Source organism: Streptomyces platensis, from assembly GCF_008704855.1.
GTDB classification, from domain to species: Bacteria; Actinomycetota; Actinomycetes; order Streptomycetales; family Streptomycetaceae; genus Streptomyces; species Streptomyces platensis.
The window spans coordinates 6524668-6545288 of sequence record NZ_CP023691.1; the positions used below are offsets into that span (position 1 = coordinate 6524668).

Consider the following 20621-nt stretch of genomic DNA (forward strand, 5'->3'; position numbering starts at 1 on the left):
TGGCGCGTTGGGGGACGGCGGTCCCGTTACTCCGGCTTCTTGCGCCGGGTGCCGAAGACGATCTCGTCCCAACTGGGTACCGCGGCACGGCGCCCGGGGCGAACGCCGTCCGCCTCGGCCTGCCGGTCCGTCGTCCCGGTCAGCCGGTCGCGATGCCCGGCCACCGCGCGCGGCATCAGCACATCGGCGTACGCGGAACCCGCGCCCGCACTCGCCGCCGGGGCGGGCGGCTCCTCGACCTCGGCCTCGGACTCCTCATCGCTCTGCGGCGACTTCGCGCTCTCCGGTACGACCATGTCGCCACGGAAGCTCGGCACCGCCTCCAGCAGGCTGGTCAGCGAATCCCGCTCCCGCTCACCGGTGGCCTCCTCCACGACCCGCGGCTCGTCGTCCTCACCGCCGGGCTGCGCCGCGCGCTCGCCACGCTCGGACGTCTGCCGGTCCAGGGCGCGGTCCAGCGGCCGGTCGCGCGGCAGCCGCGCGATCCGCGGCACGAACGGGAAGCTCGGCTCGGGCGTGTCGTCGCTCTCGCCGATCAGCGCCCGCGCCTCGTCGTCCACGGCCTGGACGAGCCGCCGCGGCGGGTCGTAGGTCCAGCTCGCCGAGTGCGGTTCGGTCGCGACGCGGTAGACCAGCAGCACCTCCCAGGTGCCGTCGTCCCGGCGCCAGGAGTCCCACTGGACGCTCTCCTTGTCGGCGCCGCGCAGCAGCAGCCGCTCCGCGACCGCCTCACCGAGCTGTGGGCCGGTGTTCTCGCCGGGGCGCCGTACCGGGGTCTTACGGGCCCGCTCGGCCATGAACGCACGCTCGGCGAGGACCGGTCCCTCGAAGCGGCGCACCCGGTCGACGGGGATGCCGGCGAGCTGGGCGACCTCTTCCGCGGAGGCACCTGCTCTTATACGCGCCTGGATGTCCCGTGGGCGCAGATGGCTCTCGACCTCGATCTCGATCTGGCCCAGCCGCGCACGGTCGTTGCGGACGGCGGCGCGCAGCCGTTCGTCGATCGGAAGCGTGTACTCGGTGCTGTCCGCAGCTTTGAGCACCAGCCGTGTGCCGTCGTTGGAGACGGCCACGACACGCAGTTCGGGCATGGGGACCTCCCGGGTGGTGCCTGCCGACGTCACGTGCGTCGCTGCTTCCGCTAGTCGAGTGTGGCCTGCCCGGGTGCAGCCTGCCACAACATTGCCGAGTTGCCCGGCGTGTCGGGGCTTGGCCCTGAAACGCCGTTATGACACGGTTACCTGTTCGCCACGCTCAGTGACCGTGTCCCTTGCCTGTCGCCGTGCACCCGTGCCGAGCGGCGGCGCCCCGGGCGAGTGCCGCCTTCAGGGCCCCTCCCGCGGGTTCCGGGCAGCCGGACGGGAACCGGGGCCAGGGCTCGCCACAGTACTCCATTTGGACCACTTAGGTGGACCGCCGCGCCGCCGAACTTCTGGGCGGGCAAGGGTGTTCGGTCGTCTTGTCGACCTCTCTACCTGGGGCTCAGGTGGCGAGTTTCACAGATTCCCCAAAATCGGAACTAATGGCTCCGCCGAATGGTCACTTCTCCATGCAAGATGGATCGAAGGGGCTATCAAAGGTTGGAGATGGACGAAGAAACCGAAACCGACACGAAGAAGAAGGAGAAGCGGATAGACCTGAGCGTCGCTCAGGTTGCCGGCAGCGCGCTCGCTGCGGCCGTCGCCGCGTACCTCGCGGGCCGGCTCGGCGTCTACGGAACCATCATCGGCGCGGGTCTGGTCAGTGTCGTGGCCACGACCGGGGGCACGATATTCCACCACCTGTTCCGGCGCACCGGCGAACAGATCAAGGAGGCGACGGTCACCACGCGGCCGAAGCCACGCCGCTTCTCCTCCACCCGCAATCGATCCACCGCACCGCACGCTCGGCAGGCCGGCTCCACGATGGTGCTGCCGACCTTCGACAAGCAGGGCACGGAGGACCAGGTCACCTCCGTCGCCGCCAGGACACCCGGGCGCGACACGGCTCGTACCCAGCTGATCCCGCGGGCCGAGCAGGCCCGTCGCCGTGACCCCGCGAGCGCCCACCCGGATCAGCTGTCGGACGACCCGACGCGGATGCTGCGGCCCGCCGGCCACGGCGGGATCGGCGCCCCGCGTACGGAGGACGGCGCGGGCCCGGAGCGGCCCGCCGACCGGACGCAGCTGGTGCCGCGCCTCGACGAGCGGACCATGGCCCCGGGCCGGGCACCCGCCCACCCGGCCGGCCGGCCCGCGCGGCACCCCGCCGGACCGCCCGAGGAGCTCAGCACCGCAACGTACGGCACCCGTCTGCGCGGCTGGAAGCGGCCGGCGCTCGGTGCGCTCGCGGTCTTCGTGCTCGCCATGGGGGCGGTCACCGGCACCGAGCTGATCACCGGGCAGACGCCGAGCGGCGAGAAGGGCACCACGCTGAGCCACCTCACCCAGCCCGGGGGAGGAAGCCGGCAGCAGCCCGGTACACCGCAGTCGCCCGACCCCGGTTCTCCGGAGAAGGGCAAGCACCACGGCAACAGCGGTGAGCCCGGCCCGGACCGGGGCACGTCGCAGGACGACGGCACCGGCAAGGGAACGGACGGCGACTCCCCGTCGCCGGCCCCGAGCCCGTCCGACGGCGACAAGACGTCGCCGGACCCCGGCAACCCGTCGTCCCCGAACCCGTCCCCGAGCGGGTCCGCCGACGACGGTGGCGCCGGCAGCGGCGACGGTTCAACCGGTGGCGGGGACCAGGGAGGCCGGCATCAGCAGGAGTCCGACCCCCAGGCCCCGGAGCCTGGCGCCTCCTGACCCCGGTGCCTCCTGACCCCGGCGCTCCGTCCCGCGGACGGACCGCCCGGTCGGGTGGACCCACGACGGCCGCGCCCCGGTGCCCCTTACGGGTGCCGGGGCGCGGCCGTCGTCGCCGGTCAGTCCCCCAGGACCCGCCGCAGATACGGGTTGGCGAACCGGCGCTCCGGGTCCAGCCGGTCGCGGAGCGCGGTGAACTCGCCGAACCGCGGATAGACGTCGGCGAGATACGCGGCGTCGCGGGTGTGGAGCTTCCCCCAGTGCGGGCGCCCCTCGTGCGCCGTCATGATCCGCTCGGCGGCCGCGAAGTACGCCTGGTGCGGCGTCCCCCGGTACATGTGCACGGCGACGTACACGGTGTCCCGGCCCGAAGCGGTGGACAGCGGAAGGTCGTCGGCCGGCGCGGTGCGCACCTCGACCGGAAAGCTGACCTTGAAGTCGGAGCGCTCCATCAGGGCCTTCAGCTCGCCCAGCGCCGCGACCGCGGCGGCGCGGGGCAGTGCGTACTCCATCTCCAGGAACCGCACCCGCCGTGGCGAGGTGAACACCTTGTAGGGGATGTCGGTGTACGTACGGGCCGACAGCGCGCGGCTGGAGATCTTGGCGATGCCCGGTATGGCGGCCGGGACCGCCCGGCCGACCGTACAGGCGAGCTGGAAGACCCCGTTGGACAGCAGCTCGTCCTCGATCCAGCCGCTGACCTTCCCGGGGGGCGCCGCCGGGCCCTGGCTGCGGTTGTTGCGCTTGGTGTTGCAGCTGCCGGTGTGCGGGAACCAGTAGAACTCGAAGTGCTCGTTCTCGGCGACCAGCTCGTCGAACCGGCCGGTCACCTCGTCGAAGGGCATCGGCTCCTCGCGGGCGGTCAGCAGGAACTCCGGTTCCACCGCGAAGGTGAGCTCGCTGATCACACCGAGCGCGCCCAGACCCAGCCGCGCCGCGGTGAACACCTCTTGGTTCTCGTCGGCGGAACAGGCCAGGACCGAGCCGTCGGCGGTGACCAGTTCGAGTGCGGTGATCTGGGCGGCGACCGACGCCGAGTCGCGGCCCGTCCCATGGGTACCGGTGGCGGCCGCCCCGGAGACGGTCTGTTCCATGATGTCGCCCATGTTGGTCAGCGACAGCCCGTGGGCGGCCAGCGTCGCGTTGAGGTGCTTGAGCGGTGTACCGGCCGCCACCGTCACCGTCCCGGCCTCGCGGTCGACCGTACGGATCCCGGTCAGCCGCTCGGGGCGGATCAGCAGTCCGTCGGTGGCGGCCACCGGCGTGAAGGAGTGGCCGGTACCGGCCGCCTTGACCGTCAGCCCGTCCACGGCGGCGGTGCGGATCGCGGCCGCGAGCTCTTCGGTGCTCGCCGGGGCCACGCTCCGGGTGGGGCGGGCGGTGACATTGCCCGCCCAGTTGCGCCAGGGCCCGGTGGTCGGCCCCCGCCCTCCCGAGCCGCCGACGGCGTTGCTGACTGCCATGGTGACGTCCCCTCCCTGCGCGCGGGCCGGCCGCGTGCGGCCGCCGTTGGTGTGAGCGCATGATGTCAGTCACCGACACGGCATCCGGGCGGGGTGACGGGAATCACAGGGGCGGGAAACCGGCTGGAACCGTCCGGCTACCGGACATGTCGTACCGCCGGTAACGAGCAAGCGGGCGGGGGCCGTTGACCACCGTGGGCCGGAACGGGCCAGTCCGGTCCGAGCGTCGCCGTAACGGCCGGGCCCGGCCGAGCACCTCCGGAACGGCCGGTTCGGCGAGCTCCGCCGGACCGCCCCTACGCGACGCGCTCCTCATCCTGCCGCTCCGCGACCGGTCCGTCATTTCCGGGCAGCCCGCCGGCCACGGCCGGGCCTCCCAGCGGAGAGGTGGGCTGCGGACGCAGCCGGCGGTAGCCGGCGAACGCCACCAGCGCGGCGAGCAGCCCGGCGGCCCCCGGCACCAGATAGCCCCGGGCGGCACCCGCGGCATCCACCACCCAGCCGGCCGCCGACGACCCCAGCGCGACGCCCACCGCCAGGCCGGTGCTGGTCCAGGTCATGCCCTCGGTCAGCTTCGACCGCGGGACGTGCTCCTGGATCAGCGCCATCGTGGTCACCATCGTCGGGGCGATGGACAGCCCCGCGACGAACAGCGCGACGGCCAGCAGCGGCAGGGAACCGACCAGTTGCAGCGGCACCATGCTCACCGCCATCGCGCAGACGCCCACCACCCACCGCCGGGACGCATGCCCCTTGAGGTGCAGCAGCCCGAAAACGGCACCGGCCAGACAGGAGCCCAGCGCGTAGACCGCCAGCACCAGACTGGCCGCGGCCTTGTGCCCGACCTCCTCGGCGAACGCCACGGTCACCACATCGATCGCCCCGAAGATCGCGCCGGTCGCCACAAACGTCACCACCAGCACCTGAAGCCCCCGTGAGCGCAGCGCCGACCCCTTGGTGTGCTGCTCCCGCGGATGCGGCACCGGCTCCGTCGCCCGCTGCGCCGTCAGCCAGCACACCCCGGCGGCCAGGAAGACGGCGGCCAGCAGCGGCCCGGCCTCCGGGAACCACGCGGTGGACAAGCCGATGGACAGGATCGGCCCGAAGATGAAGCAGGCCTCGTCGACGATCGACTCCCAGGAGTACGCGGTGTGCAGCTCGCGCGGGGAGCCCCGGTAGATCTCCGCCCAGCGCGCCCGGATCATCGAGCCGACGCTCGGCACGCACCCCGCACAGCCCGCGAAGACGAACAGCAGCCAGTCCGCCCAGCGCTGCTGCGCGCTCAGCAGCAGCCCGGCGACCGCGGCGATCGAGACCAGGGTGGCCGGGCGCAGCACCCGGCTCTGCCCGTGCCGGTCCACCAGCCGGGAGATCTGCGGGCCGAGGACCGCGGCGGACAGTGCGAGGGTCGCGGAGAGCGCGCCCGCCAGGCCGTAGCGGCCGGTGAGCTGGGAGACCATCGTGACGATGCCGATGCCCATCATCGACAGGGGCATCCGGCCCAGCAGTCCGGCGGCGGAGAACGACTTGGTGCCGGGGCGGCCGAAAATGGCGCGGTAGGGACTGGGCAACGAGGGTGCTCCGCCGGTGAGGACCGAAGATCGGTAAGGGATGTCTGTAGCCGATACAGCTTACGGGCGGTGAACCACCGGCCGCCTCCGGTTTTCGGGGCGCCCCGGGGCCGCCGGTGTGCCCGGTCCGCACCGGGGCCTGCCCCTCGCCCCCGTGGGAAGGGTGGCAGGATCGATGGCATGCCCGAACAGCGTGATCCCCGCCCCTATGACGCCCTGCTGCTGCTGTCGTTCGGCGGCCCCGAAGGCCCCGACGACGTCGTCCCGTTCCTGGAGAACGTCACCCGCGGCCGCGGCATCCCCCGTGAGCGTCTCAAGGAGGTGGGCCGGCACTACTTCCTGTTCGATGGCGTCAGCCCGATCAACGCCCAGAACCGGGAGCTGCTGGACGCGCTGCGCAGCGACTTCGCCGCACACGGCCTGGACCTCCCCGTCTACTGGGGCAACCGCAACTGGGCGCCCTATCTGACCGACACCCTGCGCACGATGGTCCAGGACGGCCACCGCCGCATCGCCGTCCTGGCGACCAGCGCCTACGCCTCGTACTCGGGCTGCCGGCAGTACCGCGAGAACCTCGCCGACGCGCTCGCCGCCCTGCGCGCCGAGGGCCTGCCGGTGCCGCAGGTCGACAAACTGCGGCACTACTTCAACCACCCCGGCTTCCTCCGCCCCATGATCGACGGGGTGCTGGCGTCCCTCGCCGGACTGCCCCAGGACGTGCGGGACGGCGCCCACCTCGCCTTCACCACGCACTCCATCCCCACCGCCGCCGCCGACACCTCCGGCACCCCCGGCGACCACACCCGGGACGGCGAGGGCGGCGCTTATGTCGCCCAGCACCTGGACGTGGCGCGGATGATCGCGGACGCCGTCCGTGCGGAGACCGGGGTGGAGCACCCCTGGCGGCTCGTCTACCAGTCCCGCAGCGGCGCCCCGCACATCCCCTGGCTGGAGCCGGACATCTGCGACCACCTGGAGGAGCAGCACGCCGCGGGCGTCCCGGCCGTCGTCATGGCCCCCATCGGGTTCGTCTCCGACCACATGGAGGTCAAGTACGACCTCGACACCGAGGCCACCGCCAAGGCCGCCGAACTGGGACTGCCGGTCGCCCGGTCGGCCACCGTGGGCGCCGACCCCCGGTTCGCCGCGGCCGTCCGCGACCTCCTCCTGGAGCGCGCGGCCACCGAACGGGGCGACACCCCGGAGCGCTGCGCCCTGGGCGCCCTCGGCGCGAGCCACGACCTGTGCCCGGTCGGCTGCTGCCCCGCACGCGCAGCGCGCCCGGCGGCGGCCGGCGCCGACTGGCGGGGCCCGGTCGCCGAGGCCCCCGCGTAAGCCCGTCCGCCCGCCCGACCACCGTTCGTCCGAGCAAGGAGCATCGTGCCCGATCAGCAGCACCCCGACGCCCCGCAGACCGACCCGGCGCAGACCGCGGCGCTCTACGACGAACTGCTCGACATCGCCCTGGAGGCCGCCCGCCGCGCGGGGACGCTGCTGGTCGACGGCCGGCCCGCCGACCTGGGCGTGGCCGCCACCAAGTCCAGCCCCATCGACGTCGTCACCGAGATGGACATCGCCTCCGAGAAGCTGATCACCGGCTTCATCGGGGAGCGCCGCCCCGACGACGGCTTCCTGGGGGAGGAGGGCGCCAGCACCGACGGCACCAGCGGCGTCCGCTGGGTCATCGACCCCGTCGACGGCACCGTGAACTACCTCTACGGCCTGCCGTCCTGGTCGGTGTCCATCGCGGCGGAGAAGGACGGCGAGGTGGTCGTCGGGGTCGTCGCGGCCCCGATGCGCGGTGAGACCTACCAGGCCGTTCTGGGTCGTGGCGCGTTCAACAACGGCGAGCGCATCCGGCACCGGCCCGCCCCGCCGCTCTCCCAGGCACTGCTCGGCACCGGCTTCTCCTACGTCGCCGAGCGCCGGGCCGCCCAGGCCGAGGTGCTGCGCACGCTGCTGCCGCAGGTCCGTGACATCCGGCGCGGCGGCTCGGCCGCGATCGACCTGTGCGATGTGGCCTGCGGCCGGCTCGACGCCTACTACGAGCGCGGCCTGAACCCCTGGGACCTGGCCGCCGGCGCCCTGATCGCCCGCGAGGCCGGTGCGCTCACCGGTGGCCGCCCCGGCCGGCAGGCGGCCCTGGAGCTGACCCTTGCGGCCTCCCCGGAGCTCTTCGCGCAGCTCCAGCCGCTGCTGGACGAGCTCGGCGCCTGGCACGACTGAGCGGACGCCCGTCCGGGCATGACAGCGCCCCGGCACCATCCCCTGGATGCCGGGGCGCTGTCGTCATGCGCGGTGGAGCGGTCAGGCGCTGACCGCTCCAAGGCGCACACCGTGCTCGGTCGCCAGTCGCTGAAGATCCTCAAGTTCTGCCTGCTCGACCTCGGCGAGGAAGTCATCGCCCGCAGCGCGGGCCCGGTCCAGATCCGCTTCGGTGCTCTGTATGCGCTGCAAAATGCCTGCGGTGAAAGCGTCCATGTGCGCCCCCTCGTCGTGGGTCGGTGGGCACGGGGGTGTGCCGACGGGTGGGTCGATCACGGCGTGATCCCTGCGATGGAGCAGTCCATGGCAAGTAGCCGAAGAAACAGGGCGTGATCGCGGGTGTGCAGTCGTCCTCCCCACCCGCCACCTCAGGGAAACCTCAACCCGCCCAGGAATCCTGCCCGTCGGGCCCCCGGCCCCGCCCGCCGGCCACCCTGCCCCCCTCTTACCGCCGGTTTACGGCTCTTCGGGGCAGGATGGAAGAGCTTTCAGACAGTGTTGTACCTGCCCGTAAGGGCCCTGAGGAAGGACTAGCGACGTGCGTGTTCTCGTCGTCGAGGACGAGCAGCTGCTCGCCGATGCGGTGGCCACCGGACTACGCCGGGAGGCCATGGCGGTCGACGTGGTCTACGACGGCGCTGCCGCTCTGGAACGGATCGCGGTGAACGACTACGACGTCGTCGTCCTCGACCGCGACCTCCCGGTCGTCCACGGCGATGACGTCTGCCGCAAGATCGTCGAGCTGGGGATGCCCACCCGCGTCCTGATGCTCACCGCCTCCGGCGACGTCAGCGACCGCGTCGAGGGCCTGGAGATCGGAGCGGACGACTACCTTCCGAAGCCGTTCGCCTTCACTGAGCTGACCGCGCGGGTGCGCGCCCTGGGGCGCCGTACGACCGTCGCGCTGCCGCCCGTCCTGGAACGGGCCGGGATCAAGCTCGACCCCAACCGGCGCGAGGTCTTCCGCGACGGCAAGGAGGTCCAGCTCGCACCGAAGGAGTTCGCGGTGCTGGAGGTCCTGATGCGCAGCGAGGGCACGGTCGTCTCGGCCGAGCAGCTCCTGGAGAAGGCCTGGGACGAGAACACCGACCCGTTCACCAACGTCGTCCGGGTCACGGTCATGACCCTGCGGCGCAAGCTCGGCGAGCCCGCGGTGATCGTCACCGTCCCCGGCTCGGGATATCGGATCTGACTGGCGATGCCTTCCCTGCCCTCGTTCTCCAAGACGGCCGGCCCCCCGCCGGCCGCTCCGCCCAAGCCCACCTGGGACCCCCGGCCGGTCAATGTCCGGCCCTTCCCGTGGCTGCGCCCCACCATCCGGATACGGCTGACGCTGCTGTACGGCGGCATGTTCCTGATGGCCGGCATCGTGCTGCTGACGATCATCTACATGCTGGCCGCGGACGCGCTGCACGACGGCAGCGCGCTGCCGCTGAAGATCCTCGGCGGCAAATTCGAGTCGACCAGCGACATCTGTGACCTGCCCACCCAGACGTCCGGGCAACTGCTCCAGGAGGCCGTCAACAGCTGTCTTCAGCATCAGCGGGCGGTGGCCCTCAACAGCCTCCTCAACCGCTCCCTGCTGGCCCTGCTCGGTCTGACGGTGGTGGCGTTCGCTTTTGGTTATGCGATGGCGGGGCGGGTGTTGTCGCCGTTGGGGCGGATCACGCGGACGGCGCAGCGGGTGGCGGGTTCGGATTTGCATCGTCGGATCGAGTTGGGGGGTCCGGATGATGAGCTGAAGGAGTTGGCGGACACGTTCGATCAGATGCTGGACCGGTTGGACCGGGCGTTTGAGTCGCAGCGGCGGTTTGTGGCGAATGCGTCGCATGAGTTGCGGACGCCGTTGGCGATCAATCGGACGTTGTTGGAGGTGCAGCTGGCGGATCCGGCGGCGTCGCCGGAGCTGGCGCAGTTGGGGAAGACGCTGTTGGCGACGAATGAGCGCAGTGAGCAGTTGGTGGAGGGGTTGTTGCTGCTGGCGCGGAGTGAGAACCGGGTGGTGGACAAGAAGCCGGTGGATGTGTCGGAGGTGGCGGCGCAGGCGGTGGATCAGACGCGGGAGGAGGCGCATGCCAAGGGGGTGGAGCTGCGTGGGGCGCGGCAGCAGGTGTTTGTGCAGGGTAATGGGGTGTTGTTGGAGCGGATTGCGTTGAATTTGGTGCAGAACGCGGTGCGGTACAACGTGCCGGAGGGGGGTTGGGTGGAGGTGGTGACCGAGCCGCAGCCGGGGTGTGCGGTGTTGGTGGTGGCCAATACGGGGCCGGTGGTGCCGGCGTATGAGGTGGAGAATCTTTTTGAGCCGTTCCGGCGGCTGCGGACCGAGCGCACGGGCAGTGACAAGGGTGTGGGTCTGGGGTTGTCGATCGTGCGGTCGGTGGTGCGGGCCCACGACGGGAGCATCACCGCGCAGCCGCGGGAGGGCGGCGGGCTGATCATGCGGGTCGTCCTGCCACTCTGACGCAGGCCGGAGCGTGGTTGTACGCCCGCTGGAGCCCCTGTACGCCCCCGTGGGCAGGCATCGGACATCTGTGCGTACGATCGCTCGTCTCGCGGCCGTATGCCGCCTCGCCTCCCGGTTTGACGAGAAGGGGGGTCGGCGTGGATCCTTCGCCCCGAGTTCGCTTTGCGCGGAATTGAACCGGTCCGCCTGCCGGTCTTTGCGTGTGTGATCCCTCACAGGCGCGAAATTCCAGCCATCTACGCTCCGTGATCAAAATACCCGTCGGAATGCCGGGGAAGTCCGGGTTTCCGGGGGGTCAGATCACGGGAAGTACAGGTGGTGGGCTGCGCGAGGTGCGACTTTCGGACCGTGTACGGTCCTGATCGCCATCCAAACCGATCACCTCTTCAGGGGTGCGGTTGGGTGTCGATTGAGTAACAGACCTTGATGTGAGGCAAAATCTCCGCCTCAGGTCGGGCACAAGTCCGGCCTCTCACGCGTTACGAGCGCTGAGACACCGCAGACACCCAGAGGGGGAGAGCGAAAATGGCTACGGATTACGACACCCCACGCAAGACCGACGACGATCTCAACGAGGACAGCATTGAAGAGCTGAAGTCGCGGCGGAACGACAAGTCCGCCTCGGCCGTCGACGTCGACGAGTTCGAGCAGGCCGAGGGCCTGGAGCTGCCGGGCGCGGACCTTTCCAACGAAGAGCTCGCAGTGCGCGTGCTGCCCAAGCAGCAGGACGAGTTCACCTGCATGAGCTGCTTCCTGGTCCACCACCGCAGCCAGCTGGCCGCGGAGGATAAGAACGGCAACCCGATCTGCCGCGACTGCGCGGCCTGAGAACGGTCTGCGCCGTGGCAGGCGTGAACCCGTTCCGTAAGGGACCCAAGGGCGCCGAGGGACCGGCGGCCGGCGCACGATCACGCAACGAAACAGCGCCCGTGCCCGCCGACCCGACCGCCCTCCCCGCGGAGCGGACGACCGGTGCACTGAAGGAGCGAGGCCGCACGGCCTCGCTCGCGGCCTTGCTCGGTCGCGGTGCCGGCGGCAGGGTGCGGGCAGGGCTCGCCGTGATCGCCGACCGGATCATCGACCTCGCCCCGCGGATCCCGGTCCGCGACCTCGCCACCCTGCGCGCCCAGTTCCCCGGACTGACCCCCGAGGACCTGGCCGACAAGCTCGTCGCGGGCGCCTGCAAGGGCACCGCCACGGTCGGAGCGGGCGTCGGGGCGGCAGCGATGCTGCCCGTACCGCCCGCCATGCCGGCCGAGCTGGCCGCCGAGGTCACCGGCGTCGCCTCGGTCGAGATCAAGCTGATCGCCGAGCTGCACGAGGTCTACGGCCTGCGGCCGGCGGGCAACTTCCGGCAGCGGGGAATGGCCTATCTGATGTCCTGGACCGAGGAGCGGGGCATCGACATCGCGAAACCGACCTCGCTGAACTTCGCCCTCGGCATGCAGATGCGGCGCGAACTGCGCCAGCAGATCATGAAGCGCACGCTGCGCAATCTCCCGAACCTCATCCCGTTCATGATCGGCGCCTCCGTCGGCGCGTTCATGAATCGCAGGGACACCCGGAAGCTCGCGGACAAGGTCCGTAAGGATCTGCGCACGAAACAGGTCCCCTGGGACGCCCTCCCCGACTCCGCCCCGGCCGCCCGTACGGACGGCGAGGGGCCCGGCAGGCCCCTGCCACCGCCGGGTGACTGAATCGGGCCGGGAAGCCGCAGGTCAGCCGCGTACGGCCGCCAGCGCCGCCACCAGACGCTCCGGCTCCCGCGTCGAGAGATAGGCGTACGGCGTCGGGTCCTGCGGGTCGGTGATCTCCACCCGCACCGCGGTACGGATATAGCCGCGCAGCAGCATGAACGCCCGGGCGTCGGCCTTGTGCGTACGCCACGCCAGCGCCGCGTCCGCGTCCAGCACCTGTGCCTCGCCCAGCGCCGTCGCCGGGATCTTCGCGTCGCCGGCGATCAGCGCGCCGCCCACCACCCGGATCCGCGCCGAGCCGTACCCGCTCACGCCCACCGCGGCCAGCGCCGCGCCGCCGATCAGCCCGCCGAGCATCGGGAGCGTCCCCAGGGGCAGCAGCATCAGGGCACAGGCGACGCCGATCAGCGCGGCGATCACCCACCAGGACCGGGGCGCGGTGAGACGTTCTTCGTACGACTGCATGGCTCCAGCTTGGCACGGCGGCGCGGGCCCGCTACGCGCGCGGGTAGGGTCTGCACTCGTGAGTGGAACTGACGAACCCAGGGCGCGGCTGACGCCACCGACGGACGCCGTCGCTCCGGTCCGGCATGCCGAGGCGCCGGCACCCGGAGAACTCCTCGGCGCGCACTACGACCGGTGCTTCGGCTGCGGCACCGGCCAGCCTCACGGTCTGCACCTGGAGGCGCGGGCCGGCGACGGCGTGAGCGTGACCGCCGAGTTCACCGTCAAGGAGGCCCACCAGGGTGCGCCCGGTCTGGCGCACGGCGGCGTGCTGGCCACCGCGCTGGACGAGACGCTCGGCTCGCTGAACTGGCTGCTGCGGGTGATCGCGGTGACCGGCCGCCTGGAGACCGACTTCGTACGTCCGGTCCCCCTGGGCACCGTGCTGCACCTCGACGCGCGGGTCACCGCCGTACACCGCCGAAAGATCTATTCGACGGCCGTGGGGCGTATAGGCGGCCCGGACGGCCCGGTCGCGGTGCGTGCCGAAGCCGTCTTCATCGAGGTGAAGGTCGACCACTTCATCGACAACGGCAGGACCGAGGAGATCCAGGCGGCGATGTCCGACCCGGACCAGGTCAAACGAGCGCGTGCCTTCGAGGTGAACCCGTGAGTCAGGTACGGAATCCGGTGGATGTGCTGCTGCGCCGGCTGGACCCGGACGTGCCCGTTCCGTCGTACGGGCATCCCGGCGACGCGGGCGTGGATCTGGTGACCACCGAGGCCGCCGAGCTGGCGCCGGGGGAGCGCACCGTGCTGCCCACCGGGGTGTCGATCGCGCTGCCCGACGGCTACGCGGCCTTTGTGCACCCGCGGTCGGGGCTGGCCGCGCGGTGCGGACTGGCGCTGGTGAATGCCCCCGGGACGGTGGATGCCGGGTACCGTGGAGAGATCAAGGTGATCGTGGTCAATCTGGACCCGCGCGAGCGCGTGCGGTTCGAACGATTCGACCGGATTGCCCAACTGGTCGTCCAGCAGGTCGAGAAGGTGCGCTTCCACGAGGTGGCGGAACTTCCCGGCTCGGCGCGGGCCGAGGGGGGATTCGGTTCCACCGGCGGTCATGCGGCGGTGGACGGCTCCACGGGCGGGAATGAATACGCATCGGTCGGTGCCGACCGGGAAGGACAGTGACGTGTTCGGACGTCGCAAGAAGAACGAGGCTCCTGAAGAGTCGGCCAAGGACACCAGGCTCGCCGACGAGCGAGCGGTGAGCGACGCCGACGAGGACGAGGCGGAGCAGCAGCGGCTCAGCCTTCCGCCCGCGCCGCGTCCCGACGGTCCCTGGGACGCGTCGGAGGTCTCCGAGCCCGGCGAGGGCCGGGTGGACCTCGGCGGGCTGTTCGTGCCCGGTGTCGAGGGCATGGAACTCCGGGTGGAGGTCGCCGGTGACGCCATCGTCGCCGCGACCGTGGTGCTTCAGGACAGCGCGGTACAGCTACAGGCCTTCGCCGCCCCCAAGAACGAGGGGATCTGGGGCGAGGTCCGCGAGGAGATCGCCGCCGGCATCACCCAGCAGGGCGGGGTCATCGACGAGGTCGAGGGCCCGCTGGGCTGGGAGCTGCGTGCCCAGGTACCGGTACAGCTGCCGGACGGCACCAATGGGGTGCAGGTCGTGCGCTTCATCGGCGTCGACGGCCCCCGGTGGTTCCTGCGGGGTGTGATCTCCGGCCAGGGCGCGGTGCAGCCGCAGGCCGCGGGCGTGCTGGAGCACATCTTCCGGGACACCGTGATCGTCCGCGGCGATGCGCCGATGGCGCCCCGCGACCCGATCGTCCTGAAGCTGCCGGACGACGCCCAGATGGTGCCGGACGGTGTGCAGCAGGATCAGGTCGAGCAGTCGCGCTTCGGCGGCGGTGTGGAGCGTCTGGAGCGCGGACCGGAGATCACCGAGATCCGCTGACACCACCCGGCGGCCGGGCGGCGCGCAGGCGCCCGGTGACGGCCGGAACATGACGGTCACAAGGGCCCGTACTCCCCGATGGGGGGTGCGGGCCCCTCCGTTTGTGCAGGTCAGGTCGTGATGCGTAAGAAAGTCGTCAACGGAGCGCTAATGGCCGTAAGGGAGGCGTCAACAGCGGTCATACGGGGCGGGAACGGCGCTTTGCTCTAGGGGTCCTGTCCGCCCCGTCCCTCTAGGAGCACACGATGGCCGACGTGGCCTTCGTCGTCGTCACGATTGCGGTCTTCGCGCTGGTGGCCCTCGTCGCCAAGGGGGTGGCGAAGCTGTGACCGCCGAAAACATCGTCGGCCTGATCGTGGCCGTCGCCCTGCTCGGCTATCTGGTCCTCGCCCTCGTCTTCCCGGAGAGGTTCTGAGGTGTCGACTGCTGCTGCCGCGGCGGGCCAGATGAGCCCCGTCCTCGCAGGCGTGCTCCAGCTGACCGCGCTCGTCGCGGCGCTGGCCCTGGCCTACCGTCCCCTCGGCGACTACATGGCCGCCGTCTACAGCTCCCCCAGGCACCTCCGTGCCGAGAAGATCATCTACCGCTGCATCGGCGCCAATGCGGACGTCCAGATGCGCTGGCCGGCCTACCTGCGCAGCGTCCTGGCGTTCTCCGCGGTGGGCGTGCTCTTCCTCTACCTGCTCCAGCGCCTCCAGGGCGGGATGCCGCTGTCCCTCGGCTTCGCGTCGATCAGCCCGGACCAGGCGTTCAACACCGCGGCCTCCTTCGTCGCCAACACCAACTGGCAGTCCTACAGCGGCGAGCAGGCCATGGGCCACGTCGTACAGACCGCCGGCCTCGCGGTGCAGAACTTCGTGTCCGCCGCCACCGGAATGGCCGTCGCCATCGCCCTCGTCCGCGGCTTCGCCCGCATGCGGACGGGCGAACTCGGCAACTTCTGGGCCGACCTGGTCCGCGGCACCGTACGGGTCCTCGTCCCGATCGCCGTGATCGGCGCGCTCGTCCTGGTCGCCTGCGGCACCCTCCAGAACTTCTCCGGCATCCACGAGGTCGGCCAGTTCATGGGCGGCTCCCAGCAGACCAACGGTGGTGCGGTCGCCTCCCAGGAGGTCATCAAGGAACTGGGCACCAACGGGGGCGGCTACTTCAACGCCAACTCCGCCCACCCCTTCGAGAACCCCACCGCCTTCACCAACCTCTTCGAGATCTTCCTGATCCTCGTCATCCCCTTCGCGCTGACCCGCACCTTCGGCAAGCTCGTCGGGAACGTGAAGCAGGGCTACGCCGTGCTCGCCACGATGGGCGTCATCTGGCTCGGCTTCACGGCGCTGATGATGTGGACCGAGTTCGCGCACGGCGGCCCGGCCCTGGAGGCCGCGGGCGCCGCCATGGAAGGCAAGGAGAACCGCTTCGGCGTCGGCTCCTCCGCGATCTTCTCGGTGGCCACCACCCTCACCTCCACCGGTGCGGTCGACTCCTTCCACTCCTCGTTCACGGCCTTCGGCGGCGGCATCCAGCTGCTCGGCATGATGCTGGGCGAGATCGCCCCCGGCGGTGTCGGCTCCGGCCTCTACGGCATGCTCGTGATGGCGATCATCGCCGTGTTCATCGCCGGTCTGATGGTGGGCCGGACACCCGAGTACCTCGGCAAGAAGATCGGCACCCGCGAGATCAAGCTGGCCGCCTGCTACATCCTCATCACCCCGACGCTGGTGCTCGGCTTCACCGCCGCCTCCATGGTGCTGCCGGACGCACTGGGCTCGATGCTCAACACCAAGGCGCTGGGCGCCGGTTCGCACGGCTTCTCCGAAGTGCTGTACGCCTTCACCTCCGGCGCCAACAACAACGGCTCCGCGTTCGGCGGCCTCAACGCCAACACCCCCTGGTACAACACCACGATCGGTCTGGCGATGCTGCTCGGCCGCTTCCTGCCGATGGTGTTCGTGCTCGCCCTGGCCGGCTCGCTCGCCGAGCAGCAGCCGGTCCCGGAGACCGCGGGCACCCTCCGTACCGAGAAGCCGCTCTTCGCGGGGCTGCTCGTCGGCACGATCCTGATCATCACCGGTCTGACGTACTTCCCGGCGCTGGCCCTCGGGCCGCTGGCGGAGGGTCTGTCATGACCGCCCCCGTGAAACCGGAGGAGCCCGGCTCCATGTCCACCGCCACACCGACGCGCGCTCCGCACCAGGACGTCCCCAGCGGGCACCAGCCCGGCGGCGGCCGGGTGGGCGGCGGCCTCTTCGACCCCAAGCTGCTGCTCAAGTCCTTCCCGGACGCCCTCCGCAAGCTCGACCCGCGGGTGATGGTCAAGTCCCCCGTGATGTTCGTGGTCGAGGTCGGCTCCGTGCTGACCACGGTCTTCGCCTGTATGTCCCCGTCGGACGGGTTCGGCTGGGCGATCGCCGTCTGGCTGTGGCTGACCGTCATCTTCGCCAACCTGGCGGAGGCGGTCGCCGAGGGCCGCGGCAAGGCGCAGGCCGACACCCTGCGCAAGGCCAAGACCGACACCGTTGCCCGGCGGCTGAACGGCGGCAGTGAGGAACAGGTCCCCGGTACCGCACTGCGCATCGGCGACCTGGTGGTGTGCGAGGCCGGTGACATCATCCCGGGTGACGGCGATGTCGTCGAAGGCGTCGCCTCCGTCGACGAATCCGCGATCACCGGCGAATCGGCCCCGGTCATCCGCGAGTCCGGCGGCGACCGCTCGGCCGTCACCGGTGGTACGAAGGTGCTCTCCGACCGCATCGTCATCAAGATCACGACGAGGCCCGGCGAGACCTTCATCGACCGGATGATCAACCTCGTCGAGGGCGCCGCACGGCAGAAGACGCCCAACGAGATCGCGCTGAACATCCTGCTCGCGTCGCTCACCATCGTCTTCCTGCTGGCGGTGGTCACCCTCCAGCCGTTCGCGATCTACGCGGGCGCCGAACAGCCCATGATCGTGCTGCTCGCCCTGCTGGTCTGTCTGATCCCGACGACGATCGGCGCCCTGCTCTCGGCCATCGGCATCGCCGGCATGGACCGCCTGGTGCAGCGCAACGTCCTCGCGATGTCCGGCCGCGCCGTCGAAGCCGCAGGCGATGTATCGACATTGTTGCTCGACAAGACCGGCACCATCACCCTCGGCAATCGCCAGGCCGCCGAGTTCGTCCCCGTCCACGGCACCACCGAGGCCGAGGTCGCGGACGCGGCCCAGCTGTCCTCTCTGGCCGACGAGACACCCGAGGGCCGCTCCATCGTCGTCCTCGCCAAGGAGAAGTACGGCCTCCGCGAGCGCCACCAGGGCGAGCTGACGGACGCAGAGTGGGTGCCGTTCACCGCCCAGACCCGGATGTCGGGGGTGGACGTCGACGGGCGCAAGGTCCGCAAGGGCGCGTCCGGGTCGGTCATCGCATGGGTCGAGGAGCGCGGCGGCACGGTCGCCGCCGACGCCCAGCAGCTCACCGACACCATTTCGCAGGCCGGCGGCACCCCGTTGCTGGTCGCCCTGGAGGACGAGAGCGGCCCCCGCGTCCTGGGAGTCATCCACCTCAAGGACGTCGTCAAGGACGGGATGCGCGAACGCTTCGTCGAGCTGCGCCGGATGGGCATCAAGACCGTCATGATCACGGGTGACAACCCGCTGACGGCCAAGGCCATCGCCGACGAGGCGGGCGTGGACGACTTCCTTGCGGAGGCCACGCCCGAGGACAAGATGGCGCTCATCAAGCGCGAGCAGGCCGGCGGCAAGCTGGTCGCGATGACCGGCGACGGCACCAACGACGCACCCGCGCTGGCGCAGGCGGACGTCGGGGTGGCCATGAACACCGGTACGTCGGCCGCCAAGGAGGCCGGGAACATGGTGGACCTGGACTCCAATCCCACCAAGCTGATCGAGATCGTCGAGATCGGCAAGCAACTGCTGATCACCCGGGGCGCACTGACGACCTTCTCCATCGCCAACGACGTCGCGAAGTACTTCGCGATCATCCCGGCGATGTTCGCGGTGGCCTATCCGGGCCTGGACACCCTCAACATCATGCGGCTGTCGAGCCCCAACTCCGCGATCCTCGCGGCGATCATCTTCAACGCGCTGATCATCGTCGCGCTGGTACCGCTCGCCCTCAAGGGCGTTCAGTACCGCCCCGTAAGCGCCGACAAGATGCTGCGACGCAACCTGGCGGTCTACGGACTCGGCGGCCTGATCGCCCCCTTCATCGGCATCAAACTCATCGACCTGCTCCTCTCTCTCCTCCCCGGAATCGGGTGACCGCCGTGAACAACTCCGTACGCAACACCGCCCGGTTGATCGGGGCGGGCCTGCGCGCCCTGCTCGTACTGACGTTGGTCTGCGGCGTCCTCTACCCGCTGGTGGTCACCGGGGTGGCGCAGGCGGCGTTCCCCGATCAGGCCAACGGGTCCGAGGTGCGCTCCCACGGCAAGGTCGTCGGCTCATCACTGATCGGCCAGCGCTACGACAAGGGCCAGAACAAGGACGGCGAGCCGGTCCCCGACCTGAGGTACTTCCAGCCGCGCCCCTCGGCGGGACTGGGCAGCAACCAGGCCAACGGCGTCAACACCCGGTACGACCTCCAGGTCTCCGGCGCCTCCAACCTGGGCGCCACCAACACCGACCTCATCAAGGCGGTGCAGGAACGCAGGCACTGGGTTTCCACCACGTACCAAGTCCCCGAGTCGAAGGTCCCGGCGGACGCCGTCACCTCCTCCGGCTCCGGCCTCGACCCGCACATCTCCCCGGCCTACGCCCAACTACAGACCGCCACGGTCGCCCGGCGGAACCACCTCCCCGCTGGCAGGGTGGAGAAGCTGGTCGAGAAGCACACCGACGGGCGCGACCTCGGATTCCTGGGGGAGCCGCGGGTGAATGTTCTGGAGCTGAACGTCGGGCTGAGGGAGTTGGTGTTGAGGGTGCGGGAGGGCTGAGGGCCGGGGGATCTGGCGGGGGCTCGGCTGAGCCGGGCGGGGGCTTGAGCTGGCTGCGTGGCTGAGCCGGGCGGGTGGCTGAGCTGGGCGGTGTGGCTGAGTCGGCTGCTGTGGCTGAGCCGGCCGGTGCGGTGGTGGGCGTATGGAGGGGGTTGCTTCCGCCCGCCCTCTCCCGTCTCTCTCCTGCCTCACCAGACGTCGCCGTCACGCCAGTCGCAGGTGAGGTCGGAGTCGAGGTCGAGTGGGGTGGCCGCGGCCGGCAGGACGTAGATGCAGCCGTCCTCGTCGGCGGTGCGCTGGATGCCGTCCGGGGTGAGTGCCCAGGAGCGGCCGCGCCACCGCTGCCAGCCGCGGGCCGCGTAGAACGTCGCGGCCTCGTCGGCGGCGCCGAGCGCGCCCAGGTCGTAACCGCTGTGCACCACCCGCTCCAGGGCGTCCATCAGGGCCGCGCCATGGCCGCGGCCGCGCCGGTCCGCGCGTACGCCGACGCCCTCCACATATCCGCAGCGCAGCGCCCGGCCCCCGTGCAGCAGTCGTCGTTGCACGACGCTCGCATGCCCGATCAGTTCGCCGTCCTCGTGGATCAGGGCGTGCAGCCCGCCGAGTGAGTGTTCCCAGTCCTCGGCGGTCATGTCGTCGAAGACGTCGTAGAGGAGGGCGCGGGCGGCCTTGAGGGTGGTGACGTCCAGATCGGCGGTGTGGGCGATGCGTACGTCGGTCATGCGGGGCGTCGTCAGATGTGCCTCGGTCATGGGGGCATCGTCGCAGTCGGCCGGAGGCCGGGCGACGGCATTTTTCCGCCATGGTTCATGCCTTGCCGCCGGCCGTTCGGCGTCAGTGATGCGTAAGGGAAGGCGTGTTGGGCTGGTGTGCCTCTGCCCCGGCCGGTGTCATGGGGGCATGACCGGGCGCTTCGCGCCGCCGGGCAGCCGTCGTACGGCGGTGCGTGGTGGGCGCCGCCCGGGGGTCCGGCCCCTCAGCCGGACGTCACGGTGGGCGTCGCGTACCTCTTCGCGCGGCGCCCGCCCGTATGAGGCAGGAC

Annotated in this window: 20 protein-coding genes; 14 read left to right on the top strand and 6 right to left on the bottom strand. The window is 70.9% G+C overall.

The features are described from left to right. Positions 1 to 26 precede the first annotated feature (26 nt). Positions 27 to 1091: a septation protein SepH gene (gene sepH / locus CP981_RS28915; protein ID WP_085928616.1), complete on the bottom strand. Its 1065-nt coding sequence runs from the start codon at positions 1089 to 1091 to the stop codon at positions 27 to 29. A 495-nt stretch (positions 1092 to 1586) separates the two neighbouring features. On the opposite strand from sepH, the gene CP981_RS28920 reads away from it, so the two are divergent. Then, positions 1587 to 2786 (top strand): hypothetical protein, encoded by a 1200-nt coding sequence (locus tag CP981_RS28920; protein ID WP_085928617.1) that lies wholly within the window; start codon positions 1587 to 1589, stop codon positions 2784 to 2786. Positions 2787 to 2905: 119 nt separating this feature from the next. Here the strand turns inward: CP981_RS28920 and CP981_RS28925 are convergent, their stop codons facing one another. Together CP981_RS28925 and CP981_RS28935 are read right to left on the bottom strand one after the other, a co-directional pair. After that, the gene (locus CP981_RS28925; protein ID WP_085928618.1) at positions 2906 to 4249 is read right to left on the bottom strand and encodes a D-arabinono-1,4-lactone oxidase; all 1344 of its coding nucleotides are present in this window, start codon (positions 4247 to 4249) and stop codon (positions 2906 to 2908) included. Between the two features lie 296 nt (positions 4250 to 4545). Further along, positions 4546 to 5820, bottom strand: a complete 1275-nt coding sequence (locus tag CP981_RS28935; RefSeq protein ID WP_085928619.1) for an MFS transporter — start codon at positions 5818 to 5820, stop codon at positions 4546 to 4548. A gap of 180 nt (positions 5821 to 6000) precedes the next feature. On the opposite strand from CP981_RS28935, the gene CP981_RS28940 reads away from it, so the two are divergent. Together CP981_RS28940 and CP981_RS28945 are read left to right on the top strand one after the other, a co-directional pair. Further along, positions 6001 to 7155, top strand: a complete 1155-nt coding sequence (locus tag CP981_RS28940) for a ferrochelatase (RefSeq protein ID WP_085928620.1) — start codon at positions 6001 to 6003, stop codon at positions 7153 to 7155. Positions 7156 to 7200: 45 nt separating this feature from the next. Next, the gene (locus CP981_RS28945; protein ID WP_085928621.1) at positions 7201 to 8046 is read left to right on the top strand and encodes an inositol monophosphatase family protein; all 846 of its coding nucleotides are present in this window, start codon (positions 7201 to 7203) and stop codon (positions 8044 to 8046) included. Between the two features lie 81 nt (positions 8047 to 8127). Here the strand turns inward: CP981_RS28945 and CP981_RS37895 are convergent, their stop codons facing one another. Further along, positions 8128 to 8301, bottom strand: coding sequence for a hypothetical protein (locus tag CP981_RS37895; protein WP_167536161.1), 174 nt, complete (start codon positions 8299 to 8301; stop codon positions 8128 to 8130). 322 nt (positions 8302 to 8623) lie between these two features. On the opposite strand from CP981_RS37895, the gene CP981_RS28950 reads away from it, so the two are divergent. The 4 genes from CP981_RS28950 (at position 8624) to CP981_RS28965 (ending at position 12246) form a co-directional block, all read left to right on the top strand. Next, on the top strand, positions 8624 to 9277 hold the full coding sequence (locus tag CP981_RS28950) for a response regulator transcription factor (protein WP_006602630.1): 654 nt from the start codon (positions 8624 to 8626) through the stop codon (positions 9275 to 9277). A gap of 6 nt (positions 9278 to 9283) precedes the next feature. Next, positions 9284 to 10546 (top strand): sensor histidine kinase, encoded by a 1263-nt coding sequence (locus CP981_RS28955; protein WP_150522374.1) that lies wholly within the window; start codon positions 9284 to 9286, stop codon positions 10544 to 10546. A gap of 528 nt (positions 10547 to 11074) precedes the next feature. Then, positions 11075 to 11377 (top strand): DUF4193 domain-containing protein, encoded by a 303-nt coding sequence (locus CP981_RS28960; protein WP_016575747.1) that lies wholly within the window; start codon positions 11075 to 11077, stop codon positions 11375 to 11377. Positions 11378 to 11391: 14 nt separating this feature from the next. Next, complete coding sequence (locus CP981_RS28965) at positions 11392 to 12246, top strand: hypothetical protein (RefSeq protein ID WP_425282172.1); 855 nt, start codon at positions 11392 to 11394, stop codon at positions 12244 to 12246. 21 nt (positions 12247 to 12267) lie between these two features. On the opposite strand, the gene CP981_RS28970 is transcribed toward CP981_RS28965, so the two are convergent. Beyond that, positions 12268 to 12711 (bottom strand): DUF3093 domain-containing protein, encoded by a 444-nt coding sequence (locus tag CP981_RS28970; protein ID WP_085928653.1) that lies wholly within the window; start codon positions 12709 to 12711, stop codon positions 12268 to 12270. 58 nt (positions 12712 to 12769) lie between these two features. Here CP981_RS28970 and CP981_RS28975 point away from each other — a divergent pair, with 58 nt between their 5' ends. The 7 genes from CP981_RS28975 to kdpC all read left to right on the top strand — a co-directional run bounded on the left by CP981_RS28975 (position 12770) and on the right by kdpC (position 19579). Continuing rightward, complete coding sequence (locus CP981_RS28975) at positions 12770 to 13363, top strand: PaaI family thioesterase (protein ID WP_085928654.1); 594 nt, start codon at positions 12770 to 12772, stop codon at positions 13361 to 13363. Next, entirely contained in the window at positions 13360 to 13881 is a 522-nt protein-coding gene (gene dut / locus CP981_RS28980; protein WP_085928655.1) for a dUTP diphosphatase, read from the top strand. Before CP981_RS28975 ends, dut begins: the two co-directional genes overlap by 4 nt. A 1-nt stretch (position 13882) precedes the next feature. Then, positions 13883 to 14650: a DUF3710 domain-containing protein gene (locus CP981_RS28985; protein WP_085928659.1), complete on the top strand. Its 768-nt coding sequence runs from the start codon at positions 13883 to 13885 to the stop codon at positions 14648 to 14650. A 325-nt stretch (positions 14651 to 14975) separates the two neighbouring features. Further along, on the top strand, positions 14976 to 15065 hold the full coding sequence (gene kdpF, locus CP981_RS28990) for a K(+)-transporting ATPase subunit F (RefSeq protein WP_055544543.1): 90 nt from the start codon (positions 14976 to 14978) through the stop codon (positions 15063 to 15065). Positions 15066 to 15096: 31 nt separating this feature from the next. Then, positions 15097 to 16773 (top strand): potassium-transporting ATPase subunit KdpA, encoded by a 1677-nt coding sequence (gene kdpA / locus CP981_RS28995; protein WP_085928656.1) that lies wholly within the window; start codon positions 15097 to 15099, stop codon positions 16771 to 16773. A 32-nt stretch (positions 16774 to 16805) separates the two neighbouring features. Further along, a complete protein-coding gene (gene kdpB, locus CP981_RS29000; protein ID WP_085928660.1) occupies positions 16806 to 18905 on the top strand; it encodes a potassium-transporting ATPase subunit KdpB in 2100 nt (699 codons plus the stop codon). After that, complete coding sequence (gene kdpC, locus CP981_RS29005) at positions 18902 to 19579, top strand: potassium-transporting ATPase subunit KdpC (protein WP_085928657.1); 678 nt, start codon at positions 18902 to 18904, stop codon at positions 19577 to 19579. Before kdpB ends, kdpC begins: the two co-directional genes overlap by 4 nt. A gap of 188 nt (positions 19580 to 19767) precedes the next feature. On the opposite strand, the gene CP981_RS29010 is transcribed toward kdpC, so the two are convergent. Beyond that, a complete protein-coding gene (locus CP981_RS29010; RefSeq protein WP_085928658.1) occupies positions 19768 to 20331 on the bottom strand; it encodes a GNAT family N-acetyltransferase in 564 nt (187 codons plus the stop codon). Between the last annotated feature and the right edge of the window lie 290 nt (positions 20332 to 20621).